Below are 14,751 nucleotides of genomic sequence, written 5' to 3' on the forward strand. Positions count from 1 at the left end.
GCGAAAAGTGAAGCCCCCGTCGTCTAGCGGTCTAGGACTACGCCCTCTCACGGCGCCAACACCGGTCCAAATCCGGTCGGGGGTACGACATGTGGCAATCGTCCAAGCGATTGTCGCACAGCCAATTGGGGTATGGTGTAATTGGCAACACAGGTGATTCTGGTTCATCCATTCTTGGTTCGAGTCCAGGTACCCCAGCGGTAGAGACATTGAGTCCCAGGGAGCGGAACGCCGACACGGTGTTCCGCTCTTCTTGTTTACGCATTACCATGGAATCTAGGAATGCTTCTGGTTTGCAAAGCGGCGGCCAGTGGTATCCACGAGAGTTGCCCACGGTGTGAGCAAGCAAACAAAAAGAGGAGGCCCGGCAGACTGCTATGTCAGAGTTTCCGATGACGGAATCTGATACTTTGAGCATAGAGGCTTGAGTGATGGACCCAATCATCGGCTGATCGGGCAACATCACCCGGTATATGAATCATTGTACGATTTTTTCGGTAAAGGTGTGTGATTATGACGACAATCATGGTGTTGGGAGCTGGTTATGCGGGTCTTCGCGCGGTCAAGAAGCTGGCTCATGCAAAGACTGATGCACATATAGTCCTGGTCAATCAGAATGAGTATCACTACGAGTCCACCCAGTTGCACCAGGTGGCGGCGGGGACCAAGGAGCCTGCGGACGTGGTCTTCGACCTGCGCAAGTCCCTGCCCGATTCGGTGGAGCTGATTGTCGACAAGGTGGTCGGCATCGATCAGGACAACCGCCGGGTCAGCCTGGAGCATCACGATCCTCTGTCCTATGATTACCTGATCAATGCCCTGGGCTTCGAGTCCGAAACCTTCGGCATCAAGGGTGCCGATGAGTATGGATGGCCGCTCGTCGACGTGGACACCGCTCTGGCGGCCCGTAAGAAGCTGGAAGAGACGCTGGCCCGCTACAAGACCAGCCACGATCCGCTGGATCTGAGCATCGTTGTCTGCGGCGCTGGCTTCACCAGCATCGAGTACCTGGGCGAACTGGTCTACCGTCTGCCTCAGCTCTCGAAGCGCCTGGGCTTCCCCATGGATCAGGTCAAGGTGGATTGCATTGAGGCCTCGCCCAAGATCCTGCCCATGTTCAGCAAGGACCTGGTCGACTGGGCTGTGGATTATCTGCGCAAGCGCGGAGTCAACTTCCACACCTCCACCCCCATTACCGAGGTCAGGCAGGATGCCGTGGTCTCCAATGATCAGGAGTTCAAGGCCCATACGATCATTTGGACAACGGGTGTGCGTGGTAGCCACGTTATTGCCGATTCCGGGTATAATCAGAAGCGTAACCGTGTAGTGGTCAGGGATGACCTGTCGGTGGAGCAGCATCCAGAGGAGTTTCTGGTGGGTGATGTCAGCGCCGTTCCCGATCCGCAGTCAGGTCGGCTCTACCCGACCACTGCACAGATTTCGATGGCCCAGGCTGATACCGCGGCCGCGAATGTCCTTGCCAGAATGCGGGGGCAGGAGCCCCAGCGGTTCACCTTCCGGAGCCTAGGGACCGTGTGCTCTCTTGGCCCCCACGCCGGGGTTGCCGAAATCGACCGAATGGGAACGCTGAAGCTCAAGGGCAAGATAGTCTCGGTCGTTAAGTGGATTGTCAACGAGCGGTCGGTCCTGGAGTTGGCCAACGTGCGTACCATGTTGGAGAGCAACTGAACCAGCGTCTTAAAGACGCCAGGGGCTAGAGGCGATGAGAGAGGAGGACGGACATGGTCAATGCCATGAGGATGTCGCGACATTGTTCTTCGATGGGGAGCCTGTTCGTCCTGCCCTCGCCTCGCCCCGGTTCGTCCTTGCCGACGATGGCCGTCGACCATGTGTTCATTAAGATTATCGACTACCTCCTGCTCTTCCTCCTCCCGGTGGAAGACACGGTCTGCCGCTCCAGTGTGGCGGATATCTGGAGTGCTCACAGCCAGGGCGAAGATTCCCGGGCCTGTGCGCGGATTGGCAGGAGCGAGAGGAGAGTGGCATTAGCATGAGTTTTCTACAAGGTTTGTGGTTCTTTGTCATCGGCCTGCTTTTTGCAGGATTCCTTCTGCTTGAAGGGTTCGACTTCGGCGTTGGCATGGCTACCAGGTTCGTGGCCCGTGACGGTGATGAGCGCGCCACCTTCATGAGGGCCATCGGCCCCCACTGGGATGGCAACGAGGTCTGGCTGATTACCGCCGGTGGCGCTATGTTTGCTGCTTTCCCGCTCTGGTACGCCTCTCTCTTCTCTGGGTATTATCTTCTGCTCTTCCTGGTGCTCGTCTCCCTGATTCTGCGTGGCGTCTCTTTCGAGTTCGCCTCCCACGCGCTGACCAGCCGTGAGCGTGGCGTCTGGCAGTGGGCCAACTTCATCGGCTCGCTCTTCGCGCCACTCTTCCTGGGCATGATGCTGACCAGCCTGATCCAGGGCATTCCCATGGACAAGAACGGCGATGCCTGGCCCGGGTTCTTCGACGTGTTCAACTGGCTGTCCGTGGTCGGCGGCATCGCTGTCGTCTTCTTCAGCTTCGTTCATGGCCTGCACTTCCTGAGCCTGAAGCTGGGCGCCATGGATTCCCGCCGGATGCTCAACGTCAGCGAGAAGGCTTACTGGATCGCCTATCCGGCCCTGATTGTCTTCGTGCTCCTGGCCATCTTCAACACCGACTTCTACAAGGCACGCCCCCTGTCTACCTGGCTGATCACCGTCATCATCCTGGCGTCGGTTATCGGAGGTCACGTTGCCGTCTTCAAGAAGCGCGGCGGCTACGCCTTCACCTGCTCGGGCATCACCCTGATGGCCATTATCGCCTTTATCTTCAACGGGCTCTTCCCGCGGGTGATGATCGCTGATGATCCGGCTCATAACCTGCTGATCCAGGATGCCTCGGCATCGCCGCTGACCATGAAGATCATGACCGTGGTGCTTTGCATCTTCCTGCCCATCATGCTGGCCTACTTCATCTGGAGCTACTTCATCCAGCGCAAGCGGCTGGACACCGATGGTGCCCACCTGGCTTCGCCTGTGGCCCCTTCGGCCACCGTGGCTGAGACAGTCTGAAAGTTGAAGGAGGCAGGGGGGCAGTGCTGACAGGACCGGAGCGCATCCGGAGGATAATGCATTGATTGACAAAAATCTCTTCCGTTTCGACGGAGTCCGGTTCACCTTGGGCCTGCTGGCCGCACTGTCCCTGGTCCAGGGAATAGGCGTGGTGGTTCAGGCCTATGGGTTGACCCTGGCCCTGGTGCGTATCTGGCGCCTTAAGAATTTGAAGGTGCTGGTGGTGCCGGTACTGATTTTTTTGGCCGCCTACACCTGTCGACAGCTCTGTGACGTGGCCAAGGATCGTATCGCCACCGACCGTGCCGATGCCATCGTAGCCGAGCTGCGGCCCCGTATTCAGGACAAGGTCTTCTCCCTGGGGCCGTCGGCTCTGGCTCGGCGTGGCACGGGCTCGGCCGTCACCATGCTGGTGGATGGGCTTGACCAGGTGCGTACCTACGTGCTGACGGTTCTGCCCAAGATGATGGATCTCATCTTCATCCCACTGATTGTCTTGGTGGTGGTCTGGACCCAGGATGCAGGTTCCGGCCTGATTCTCCTGCTCATGTTGCCCCTGCTCATCTTCTTCATGGTCATCCTGGGTCTGGCAGCCAGGGATCGCTCCAGCAGGCAGTACGCTCAGTTCCGAAAGCTCAACACCCGATTCATGGATACGGTCCTGGGCTTGCCGACATTGAAGATGCTGGGCATTGACAAGGAATACGAGGACGAGATCTATTCGGTCTCGGACCGCTTCCGCAAGAGGACCATGAGCGTTATCAGGGTGGCCATGACCTCCACCTTCGCTCTGGACTTCTTCGCCACCTTGGCCATCGCCATCATGGCCGTCTTCCTGGGCAACAATCTGATCAATGCCAAGGTGGAGCTCTTCCCAGCCCTGCTGGCCCTGATTCTGGCCCCTGAGTACTTCATGCCCATCCGGCAGTTCGGGGACGACTTCCACGCCACGCTGAACGGCAAGAACGCCTTGGACGACATCGCGGACATGCTGGCGCAACCAGAGCCCAAACGTTTGGAGGAACTGGACTGGTCAGGATGGAAGGAAGACAGCCACCTGCGCCTGGAAGGAATCGACTTTGCCTATCCTGGCCCCAAACCGGTGGAGAGTACTGCTTCAGCCGGGGCGCAGATGGATGCCATGGCCAAGTCCGAGAGCCAAAAGTCCGGCAAGAAGGGCAGCAAACGCAAGGCAACCAAGGTTCATCACGGTAATGGGGGAGCGGTCTCGGCTGAGGTCGGTTCCGCGGCATCGCAGGGAACCGGAGCCGAGGCAGCCGTGGATTCTCAGGAGCAGCCTCTGGCCCTGAGCGGTCTGGACTTCAACCTGCACGGTTTTTCCAAGGTGGCCATTGTCGGTCGTTCCGGAGCCGGCAAGTCCACGCTGATGGATCTGCTGGCCGGCTTTGACCAGCCCAAGGCAGGCACCATAGACCTGGATGGTCATCAGCTGGAGCACTGCAACGTGGCTGCCTGGCAGCGGCACATCAGCTACATTCCGCAGAACCCCTTCATCTTCCACGGCACAGTGGCCGACAACATCCGCTTTTACAACCTGGAAGCAGACGATGCTCAAGTGGCCCGTGCAGCCGATCGGGCTGGACTGACCGACTGGCTGAACACATTGCCCGACGGTTTGAACACCCAAATCGGGGAGGGCAACCGCGGCATCAGCGGTGGCCAGGCACAGCGAATCGCCCTGGCCAGGGGCATCCTGGATCCCTCGCGCGAGATTCTGTTTTTTGACGAGCCCACAGCCCACCTGGACATCGAGACCGAATACGACCTGAAACAGACCCTGCTGCCCATTATGGACGGGCATCTGGTCGTCCTGGCCACCCACCGGCTGCACTGGCTGGCCAACATGGACTGGGTGATCATGTTGGAGCATGGACGAATTGTGGCCCAGGGCAATCCGCAAGAGCTGATTGGTCAGGGCGGACCCCTGGATGCATTGATCGATGAGATGGGAGGGAACCAGATTGCCGACTACCAGCAGGACTGAAACCGCCGGAAGAGGTGGCATGGGATCGTCGAAGACCTCCCGCCGCGGCCGTGGGCTGTCAGGCTACATGCATATCTGGCACCGGGACCATTGGTTCTGGCCCTACCTGCGTCAGGACAAGGGTCTGCTTGCCCTGATCTTCTTCCTGGGGACCATCACCTTCGTGTGCGCGGCCGGACTGATGTTCACATCGGGATTCCTGATCAGCAGGTCGGCCCGTCATCCCTTCAACATCTTCGCCGTTTATGTGCCGGTGGTCCTGACCAGGGCCTTCGGTATCGGACGACCCACATTCAAGTACCTGGAGCGCATCAAGAGCCATGACTGGGTGCTCCGAGTGGTTTCCAAGCTGCGGGTTCAGCTCTACCGCACCCTCTCGCAGGACGCGGCCTTCCTGAACGAGCATGAGCGCACAGGCACGGTCCTGGGCATGCTCTCGGACGACCTGGACCATCTGGAGAACTTCTACCTGCGCACCATCTTCCCCACGGTCGTGGCCTACATGATGTGGGTGGTGGTCACCATCGCCGTGGGTGTCTTCTCCTGGCTGACCTCGCTCCTGCTCTTCCTGCTTTTCGCCCTGATTCTGATTCTGGTCCCGCTGGTCTCGCTGGCTTATTCAGACGGGCGTTACGACATGGAGAAGGCACGGCGGCAGGACCAGTACACAGCGGTGACCGAGAGCTACATGGGCCTGGGGGATTGGGTGATTACCCGCCGTCGGCACCGCTTCGTCGATACAGCCTCCGGTGATTTCAACGACATCGCCACCGGCCGCAGAGAGCAGAAGCGGTTTGAACGCTGGCGCAACTGCGGCATCCAGATGATTTTCGCCCTCATGGTGGTGGCTCTGATTGTTGGGGCGGATCTGCGTATGACCAGCTCCACCTCCATTGCTGACTTTGCGGCAGCCGTGGTCCTGGCGGTTTTCCCCCTGGTCGATTGCTTCATCGTGGTTTCCCAGGCTGTGGCTGAGGTCCCCCTCTACACGGACTCGCTGGACCATCTGAACGGTCTGACCGAGCGCGTCGAGTCCCGGCGAATCGAGCCGAGTGCACAGACCAGGTTGGAGGGGCCGATCAAGTCAATCGTCTTCGACCATGTCAGCTTCTCCTACGGCCCCGATGACCCCCTGCTGCTGGACGACTTCAGCCTGCGAATCGAAGGCGGGCAGCGGGTGGCCCTGCTCGGTCCCAGCGGCGAGGGCAAGACGACGGTCCTTCAGCTGCTCCTGGGAGACCTGCGTCCTACCAGCGGCCGCATCCTGATCAATGGAATACCGGTCGATGCCTTACAGGATCAGCGTCCCCAACTCTTTGGCTACCTGAACCAGCAGGCCTTCCTCTTCAACACCACCATCGCCTCCAACGTGCGACTGGGCGCTCCCCAGGCCGATGACGATCAGGTTCGCCAGGCCTTGAAGGCTGTACAGCTGGATCAGGTGGTGGATGACATGCCCCAGGGAATCGACACGCCGGTGGATGAGGCCGGCGGACGACTCTCAGGCGGACAGCGTCAGCGCCTGGCCCTGGCCAGGATCGTGCTCAAGCGCACCCCGATCATCCTTCTGGACGAACCCACCATCGGTCTGGATCCCATAACCGAGCGGCGGCTCATGGCCATGATCTTCAAGGTCAGCCAGAATCGCACCCTTCTTTGGGTGACCCACCACCTGCAGGGGCTGGAGGAGGCCGACCAGGTCATCTTTATGCAGGACGGGCACATCGCCATGCAGGGTCGTCCGGTCGATCTGTACCGTGAAAACGCCCGTTTCCGTGAACTTTATCGCATGGACGTCTCGGACGTGGACAAGGGTGCCGGTCAAGGGATATACTTACAGAAGCAGTCAGATTCAGATGGACGGAACCCTGTTGAATGACCATCAGGCTGTTTCCCGAGCAATGAATTTTGCACGGTTGTCGGGTTGCCGATCTTTGCGGATGGCTTCCCGGCGGGTCACCGTGCGCCGTCGGTTCATGGACAGGACGACATGGAAACCGGAGCCCGCGGAAGCGACCAGGTCGCGAAGTCGGGGAGAGCTGAGAGGTTCTCGTAGGCATAAGCCCGGTCATATCTGAATCCGTCCGGATTCGACCCGTGTACCCGCGCCCGACGAACCCTGCAGAGATTGGGAGGAACGATGTTCACTGTATTGGGATTGTCTAGATTCCAGTTCGCCATGACGACGATATTCCACTTCTTCTATGTCCCTATGACCATCGGTCTGGCCCTGGCGGTCGCCATCATGGAGACCACCTATGTGGTGACCAAGAAGGATGTCTACAAGAAGATGACCATGTTCTGGTCCAAGATCTTCCTGCTCTCCTTTGCGGTAGGCGTGGTCACCGGCATCATTCAGGAGTTCCAGTTCGGCATGAACTGGTCCAACTACTCCAGGTTCATGGGTGACATCTTCGGTGCCCCCCTGGCCATCGAGGCCCTGCTGGCCTTCTTCCTGGAGTCCACTTTCATCGGCGTGTGGATGTTCACCTGGAATAGGTTCAAGCCGGCCGTGCATGCGGTCTTCATCTGGCTGACCTTCCTGGGTTCCTCCATGTCGGCAATCTGGATTCTGGCTGCCAACAGCTTCATGCAGCACCCGGTTGGTTTCGAGATCAACCAGACTACCGGCCATGTACGGCTGCGCAATTTTGGTGACGTCATGTTCAATCCCCAGCTGTGGATCGAGTTCCCCCACGTCTTCTTCGCCGCCGTCTGCACAGGGGCCTTCGTGGTCATGGGCTGCAGTGCCTTCAGTCTGCTGAGGATGCACATGGGGAACAAGGACCAGGCCGTGGCTGCTGTCGAGGCCGACTCCGAGAAGCAGGCCAAGGTCAACCTGTTCACCAAGTCAATCCGTCTGGCCGCCCTGCTCGGTCTTATCGGTTCCATCTGCGTGATCACCTACGGTGATTTGCAGGGCAAGTACATCGTGACCGATCAGCCCATGAAGCTGGCCGCCACCGAGGGCATCTACGAGGACACCGGTGATCCCGCTCCTTGGAATGCCGTGGCTCTGATCAATGAGAAGGACCATAAGATTGAGGGGTCCGTCGAGATTCCCGGAGCCATGTCGCAGCTGGCTTACGGCAAGAAAACAGGCGCCGTCAAGGGCATGAACACCGTGAACAAGGAACTGCACGAGAAGTACGATGCCAAGTATGGCAAGGACATGAACTACTACGTGCCGGTCACCACCCTATTCTGGGTCTTCCGCCTGATGGTCGCAATCGGGTTTGCCTTTGCCCTGATATCCGCATTGGTGCTCTGGTTCACACGTAAGAAGAAGAACACACTGTTCACCACGCGCTGGAAGCTCTGGATCATGGGTATCTTCACCTTTGCTCCATTTGCTGCGACGACCAGCGGCTGGCTGGTGACCGAGCTAGGGCGCTATCCGTGGCTGGTATATGGTTATCAGACCATCGCCGATGGGGTTTCGCCCACCAGCACGGTGCCGAACCTGCTCTTCACCTGCATTGTCTACTTCCTGCTCTTCCTGGTTCTGGGCGGAGTCATGGTCTTCTATACCAGGAGGACCCTGCACCAGGGACCCTTCTATAAGCCGGATGACGGCAATGGGCCGCAGCCTGCCAAGGTGCATGGTGCGCCGGCTCGGGTGGCCCTGGCCTGATGGTCGACTGATTTCAAACCTTTCCTTCCCCTTCGGTAAATCCCCCGCTTCGGACCGCATGGTTCGGAGCGGGGGATTTGCTGTCATAGGGTGTTTGCCATCAGCGGTGGATGTGGGTGAGATTCAGAAAAGAGAGCGATGCCCGCATGAAGCGACAGATAAGATGCATGTTCGACTTCTGCTTGATGCCAGACCGGCTTTACTCGCTCAGGTTCGTTCGAGCTGGTTCTGTCGTGCCGGTCCAGTCAGACCTGTGCGGTCAGCTTGACCGTAATCCTCTGCAACAGGTCACGCACGTCTTTGTTCATGGGGGAATCCTCCAGGCTGTCTGAAGCCCGCCGCAGACAGTCTTTGGCGGTTTGACGGCTGCTTTCCATCAACTGGGGATGTGCTCTGAGGTAGTCGACCACCAGGTTGGGATCATCCTGCTGGACCAAGGTTCTGAAGTTCTCATCCTCCTGGAATCCCAGCAGAACCGGCAGAGTGTAGATTCCGTCGCGAATGTCCTCCAGTTTGGGCTTGCCGGTGTCACGGTCCAGATCAAAATCGTTGATGTCATCGATGATCTGGAAGGCCATGCCCAGATTCCCGCCGAAGTCTCTGGCGGTCCGCTCCAAGGCTGGGTCAGTTGGCTGGTCATCGAGGCGGATCCCGGTCAGACAGGCCAGTCGGAAGAGGGCTGCGGTCTTGCCGGAGATGGCTCGGTCGTAATCGTCAATGGTGATATGGGTATGGTGGCGTTCGGACTCCTGGTAGAGTTCGCCGCCCACAATCTCGCAGACCGTGCCGGCCTGCTCGCGGATAAAGCCTGTGTCAGGGGCGATGGAGGCCATGATCTCCATGTAGCGCGAAAGGATCAGATCACCCAGATAGATGGCTGCCTTATTGCCCCGGATGGTGTGGACCGTGGGCTTGTTGCGGCGAATGGGGGCATTGTCGAGAACGTCGTCGTGGACCAGGGTGGCCAGATGAAGCATCTCGATGGCGGCGGCGCCGGTGATGACGGTGTCGTCCAGGTGTCCTTCTGTCCGTGCTCCGGCCCGGGCAAAGAGGACCACCATGGCGGCGCGAATCATCTTGCCGTGGTTATCCAGCAGTCGACGGTAATCCTCCTGATAGGGGGCCACATGGGTACGCTCCTGGTGCAGGCGATCAATGACCCGCTCAAGATCCTTGCGCAACAGGAGCCCTTGTCCTTCTGCCATGGAGGTACGCTCCCTCTATCTCGTTAAGAACCGCAACGTATCCAATATACCAAGACCGGGGCCAGGCCTGAAGATTGGTGGCCCGGTCCTGGCTGTCATCGTAATCACTGTGGCCAAGCTGACATCAGGGTGCCGGCCGGCTGCGGTGACGCTCCGGCCTGGATTCCATTCGTAAGGGGGCTGCATAGATTGGCCTGGAGGCGAAGACGGGTGAAGTAGGCTAGATGTATGAGTCAGCATTACCACGCGGATCAGGTCTCCCCACAAGGCGGCGAGGGAGAGCATGATCGACCGCTGTCCGTTTCGGCCCGGCTGGGGCGACTCCAGTTCCATTACTCGGGCAAGTTCAGACTTCTGCAGCTGGCCGACGTCCAGGAGGGCCCCAAGGTCTCTGCGGACACAATCAGGCTGATAGGCGCGGCTTGTGATGCGGCAAAGCCCGATCTGGTGGTCTTTTCGGGCAACCAGGTGGCCGGGTACGACACGGCCTACGAGCACACCTTCCGCAAGAGGCGTTGGAGCACCCCCTTGGACGGCATCTATTCCGCTGGTCTGAGCATGGGCAGCGCCTTGGGGCTTGGGGGGGCCTCCCTGAAGCGCTCTGCCAAGTCCCAGGATGGTCAGGCTGCTGCTGACCGCCGGGAACCGGGTAGTAGGGATGCCGAGCGTGTACGTCAGCAGAACATCAAGCACACCGAGGATCTGGTCCGCAGAACCGTCGGCCTGATCACCGGCCCGCTGGTTGAACGTGGGATTCCCTTCGTCGTCACCTATGGCAACCACGACTTCCAGTGCGGCCTGGACACCGATCAGATGGACGCCATCTATCGGGAGGTGCCCGGCTGCCTGAATCCGGAGGCCACGGTCGCCCATCCTGATAGGGTCCATGCGCTGATCGGGTCGGCCCTGCCCTCCCAGACGGCCTTCGTCTGCGCTCCGGGCACCTTCGCGCTGCCTGTGGCGGATTGTGACGGTCACGGGGTGGTCATGGGCCTGGTCCTGGTGGACTCCGGCGACTATGCCCGTGCAGGCGGCTATGGCTCACCTTCGGCCCAGGCTCTGGATTTCCTGGCGGCCGCTCCTGACCTTCTGGGCAACCGATCCATAGTCTTTCAGCACATGCCCATCCCCCAGTTCTATGATCTGCTCAAGCCGGTGCCGGCCACCACAGCCTATGCGGTCCAGGGCTACCGAAGCTTCGACTCCCGTTGCTATATCCTGGACGAGTCGCGCACCTGCCCGGGCTCCTACCTGGGCGAAGGCGTCTCCTGTCCGGACGAGGACAGCGGCGAGTATGACCTGCTGACCCGGAACCGGGGCTACTTCGCCCTCTTCGCCGGGCATGACCATCGCAATGGCTTCGTCGGACGCAGCGGGGATCTGACGCTGGGGGCCACGCCCACATGTGGATTCGGTTCCTACGGTCCGGTGCCCAGCAAGCGGGCGGCACGGCTCTTCGAGTTCGACATCCGCCATCCCCATCATCCCCGCACCCAGCTCCTGGAGTTCGGGCAATTGGTGGGGCGGCCAGGATCCCACAAGGTCTACACCTTCGCCATGAGCCATGTACCCACCTCCACCGGAGACGCGGTCAACCTCTTGCGTCGGCCCGGGGTCTTGGCAGGCGGCCTGACGGCCCTGGCCGGGTTGATTGCCTCCTGGGGTTCCTCCCGGCGGCGATCAGGGCCAAGGGGTTAGGAATTCCGGCTCAGACCCTACGACGGGCGGGAGATGAGGCTCGCAGCAGGGCTTCGGTCAGATATTTGCCGGCGGCCATGACCAGGGGGGCGTAGCGCCTTCCCGGCGTGGTCGACATGCGGTTGACCGGACCGGAGATGGATATGGCGGCCATGACCTGTCCGGATCCGTTGCGGATGGGGGCCGAGATGGAGCAGACGCCTTCTTCCCGCTCGTTGATGGATTCGGCCCAGCCGCGCTTGCGGACCGTGGCCAGGGTCGCTGCGTTGAACTTGGCGTGTCGCAGACCCTGATGGAGGCGCTCAGGTTCCTCCCAGGCCAGCAGAATCTGTGCTGCCGACCCGGCCTCCATGGACAGCAGGGCGCCTACGGGGATGGAGTCGCGCAGGCCCGATGCGCGTTCCACTGCGGCGATGCAGACACGGACTTCGCCCTGACGGCGGAAAATCTGGGCCGACTCGCCCGAACGGTTGAGCAGTGTGTGCAGGATGGGCCCCGAGGCGGTCAGCAGTCGATCCTCGCCGGCGGCGGCGGCCAGCTCGGCGAAGCGGGAGCCCAGGACGAAGCGGCCATGCGCGTCCCGCAGCACGAAGCGGTGGCGCTCCAAGGCGATGGCCAACCGGTGGGCTGTGGGTCGAGCCAATCCGGTGGCGTTGACCAGCTGGCCCAGGGTCATGGGTCCGGTCTCCAGGGTGTCCAGAATTCGCACCGTCTTGTCCAGAACGCCGACGCCCGAATGAATCTCCTCCTGATGCATGTTCCGATCGTTTACGGAGGGGTATCTGTCGTCGTCGTTCATAGAAGGTGTGTCCATGGTTGAATTATGCCATCTCAGTATATGAAATGCAAAAGTTCATAACGGTTGGGCAGTTCCATACTCGGTGGTAGGAGGCCGGCGGGGGTGCCGATGAGATTGGTGCCCTGGCCGGTCGTAGGCTTTCAGGAGGCGATATGGGACGCACAATGGCGGAAAAGGTCTGGACCGATCATTTGGTCAGAAAGGGCCAAGGCGGCGAGCCCGATCTGATCTACATCGATCTGCAGCTCATGCACGAGGTGACCAGTCCTCAGGCTTTCGAGGGTCTGCGCCTGGCAGGCCGGGAGATTCGTCACGTGGACCAGGTCATCGCCACCGAGGATCACAACACCCCCACCATCGACATCGATCGGCCCATCGCCGACAAGGTTTCGGCCCTGCAGATCTCCACCCTGGAGCGCAACTGCCGTGAGTTTGGCGTCCGTCTGCTTCCATTGGGGAATGCCGACCAGGGCATCGTGCATGCTTTTGCACCCGTCCTGGGACTGACCCAGCCCGGCATGACCATCGTCTGCGGCGATTCGCATACCTCGACCCACGGGGCCTTCGGGGCCCTGGCTTTCGGCATCGGCACCTCCGAGGTGGAGCATGTCCTGGCCACTCAGACTCTGAGCCTGAAGCCCTTCAAGACCATGGCCATCACCGTCCGCGGGCAGCTCAAGCCGGGCGTAGGCGCCAAGGACGTCATCCTGGCTGTCATCGCCAAAATCGGCACGGGCGGCGGCCAAGGGCACGTTCTGGAGTACCGGGGCGAGGCCATTCGGCGGATGTCCATGGACGCACGCATGACCATCTGCAACATGTCCATCGAGGCCGGGGCCAGGGCCGGGATGATTGCGCCCGACGAGACCACCTTCGCCTACCTGGAGGGCCGGCCGCATGCCCCCAAGGGGGCCATGTGGGATCAGGCCCTGGACTACTGGCGAACTTTGCCCACCGATCCGGATGCGGTCTTTGACAAGGAGGTCATTCTGGATGCCGACCAGCTGACCCCCTACGTGACCTGGGGCACCAATCCCGGACAGGGCCTGCCCATAGCTGCTGATGTGCCTGTGCCCGAAAAGATCGCCGATCCGGCCAAGCGCCAGGCAGCCCAGGAGGCCATCGACTATATGGGTCTGAAGCCGGGGATGCCCATCCGGGACATCGCCGTGGACACCGTATTCATCGGCTCCTGCACCAATGGGCGCATCGAGGATCTGCGCGCGGCAGCGGCCATCATGAAGGGGCATCACAAGGCCAAGAACCTGCATCGCGTCCTGGTGGTTCCGGCTTCTTCGCGCGTTCGCATTCAGGCCGAAAAGGAGGGGCTGGACCGCATCTTCGAGGACTTCGGAGCCGAATGGCGCAACGCCGGCTGCTCCATGTGCCTGGGAATGAATCCCGACCAGCTGGTGCCGGGGGAGCGTTCCATCTCCACATCCAACCGCAACTTCCAGGGTCGTCAGGGCAAGGGCGGCAGGACGCATCTGGCCTCGCCCGAGGTGGCTGCTGCGACGGCCATCAAGGGAACCATTTGCTCCCCGGCCGATCTGTAAGCCCATCAATCATTCGTCATCATCATCGCCATCCAGCAGGCAGGAGGTCATCATGGAGCCACTTTCCGTTGTAACCGGGGTCGGGGTGCCCTTGCGCCGCTCCAACGTCGACACTGACCAAATCATCCCCGCCGTATTCCTGAAGCGGGTGAAGAAGACAGGCTTCGAGGATGCGCTCTTCTACGCCTGGCGAAGGGATCCGAATTTCGTGCTCAACAGGCCCGAATATTCAGGTGCCCGCATCCTGGTGGCCGGGCCGGACTTCGGCATCGGCTCCTCGCGGGAGCATGCGGTCTGGGCTCTGCGGGACTACGGCTTCCGCGTGGTTATCGCCCCCCGCTTCGCTGACATCTTCTATGGGAACACAGCCAAGAACGGGGTCCTGGCCGCCATCATGCCCCAGGAATCAGTGGAGTTGCTCTGGAAGCTCCTGGAGGAGGACCCCGGCACCGAGATGACCGTGGACCTGGGTACTCGCACAGTCACCTGCGCGGATGTGACCCTGCCCTTCCAAGTGGACGATTACGTGCGATGGCGGCTCATGAACGGCTACGACGACATTGATCTGACCCTGCAGCATGAGGATGACATTCGTGCCTATGAGCGCATTCGGGCCGAGCGTTTCCCCTTCAAGCCGCGCACCCTGCCGGCCCGGCATATGCCGGAAGAGCCGGTCACTTCAGCCAGGGAGGGTCAAATCGACTGGCCCGGGCCCCTGGCTGACCGCGGCATCATCTGACCGACGGGCCGTGTGCCCTTATATGAAAGTCATTCGCCCCTTCTTCGCCTA

11 protein-coding genes and 2 tRNA genes are annotated in these 14,751 nt (G+C 60.5%); 11 read left to right on the plus strand and 2 right to left on the minus strand.

Annotation, left to right across the window (positions count from 1 at the left end; genetic code table 11):
• Positions 1-12: 12 nt before the first annotated feature.
• The 8 genes from JF70_RS01310 (at position 13) to JF70_RS01345 (ending at position 8,703) form a co-directional block, all read left to right on the plus strand.
• Positions 13-85, plus strand: a tRNA-Glu gene (locus JF70_RS01310).
• 41 nt (positions 86-126) lie between these two features.
• A tRNA-Gln gene (locus JF70_RS01315) sits at positions 127-198 on the plus strand.
• A gap of 315 nt (positions 199-513) precedes the next feature.
• Positions 514-1,689 carry an NAD(P)/FAD-dependent oxidoreductase gene (locus tag JF70_RS01320; RefSeq protein WP_045935004.1) on the plus strand — a complete coding sequence of 392 codons (1,176 nt, stop codon included), beginning with the start codon at positions 514-516 and terminating at the stop codon, positions 1,687-1,689.
• Positions 1,690-1,742: 53 nt separating this feature from the next.
• Complete coding sequence (locus JF70_RS01325) at positions 1,743-2,015, plus strand: hypothetical protein (RefSeq protein ID WP_045935005.1); 273 nt, start codon at positions 1,743-1,745, stop codon at positions 2,013-2,015.
• The gene (gene cydB, locus JF70_RS01330) at positions 2,012-3,064 is read left to right on the plus strand and encodes a cytochrome d ubiquinol oxidase subunit II (RefSeq protein WP_045935006.1); all 1,053 of its coding nucleotides are present in this window, start codon (positions 2,012-2,014) and stop codon (positions 3,062-3,064) included. Before JF70_RS01325 ends, cydB begins: the two co-directional genes overlap by 4 nt.
• Positions 3,065-3,125: 61 nt before the next feature.
• On the plus strand, positions 3,126-5,069 hold the full coding sequence (locus tag JF70_RS01335) for an ABC transporter ATP-binding protein/permease (protein WP_045935007.1): 1,944 nt from the start codon (positions 3,126-3,128) through the stop codon (positions 5,067-5,069).
• Positions 5,070-5,088: 19 nt separating this feature from the next.
• Complete coding sequence (gene cydC, locus JF70_RS01340) at positions 5,089-6,948, plus strand: thiol reductant ABC exporter subunit CydC (protein ID WP_052690665.1); 1,860 nt, start codon at positions 5,089-5,091, stop codon at positions 6,946-6,948.
• Positions 6,949-7,209: 261 nt separating this feature from the next.
• Positions 7,210-8,703, plus strand: coding sequence for a cytochrome ubiquinol oxidase subunit I (locus JF70_RS01345; RefSeq protein ID WP_045935008.1), 1,494 nt, complete (start codon positions 7,210-7,212; stop codon positions 8,701-8,703).
• Positions 8,704-8,948: 245 nt separating this feature from the next.
• Here the strand turns inward: JF70_RS01345 and JF70_RS01350 are convergent, their stop codons facing one another.
• Positions 8,949-9,908 (minus strand): polyprenyl synthetase family protein, encoded by a 960-nt coding sequence (locus JF70_RS01350; protein ID WP_082069321.1) that lies wholly within the window; start codon positions 9,906-9,908, stop codon positions 8,949-8,951.
• 228 nt (positions 9,909-10,136) lie between these two features.
• Here JF70_RS01350 and JF70_RS01355 point away from each other — a divergent pair, with 228 nt between their 5' ends.
• Positions 10,137-11,606: a metallophosphoesterase family protein gene (locus JF70_RS01355; RefSeq protein WP_045935009.1), complete on the plus strand. Its 1,470-nt coding sequence runs from the start codon at positions 10,137-10,139 to the stop codon at positions 11,604-11,606.
• 10 nt (positions 11,607-11,616) lie between these two features.
• Here JF70_RS01355 and JF70_RS01360 read toward each other — a convergent pair whose 3' ends face one another.
• Positions 11,617-12,405, minus strand: a complete 789-nt coding sequence (locus JF70_RS01360) for an IclR family transcriptional regulator (RefSeq protein ID WP_045935010.1) — start codon at positions 12,403-12,405, stop codon at positions 11,617-11,619.
• Positions 12,406-12,557: 152 nt separating this feature from the next.
• Here JF70_RS01360 and leuC point away from each other — a divergent pair, with 152 nt between their 5' ends.
• Entirely contained in the window at positions 12,558-13,961 is a 1,404-nt protein-coding gene (gene leuC / locus JF70_RS01365) for a 3-isopropylmalate dehydratase large subunit (protein WP_045935011.1), read from the plus strand.
• 52 nt (positions 13,962-14,013) lie between these two features.
• Complete coding sequence (leuD, locus tag JF70_RS01370) at positions 14,014-14,700, plus strand: 3-isopropylmalate dehydratase small subunit (RefSeq protein ID WP_045935012.1); 687 nt, start codon at positions 14,014-14,016, stop codon at positions 14,698-14,700.
• Positions 14,701-14,751 lie beyond the last annotated feature (51 nt).

The organism is Bifidobacterium mellis, assembly GCF_000967265.1.
In the GTDB taxonomy this organism is placed as follows: domain Bacteria; phylum Actinomycetota; class Actinomycetes; order Actinomycetales; family Bifidobacteriaceae; genus Bombiscardovia; species Bombiscardovia mellis.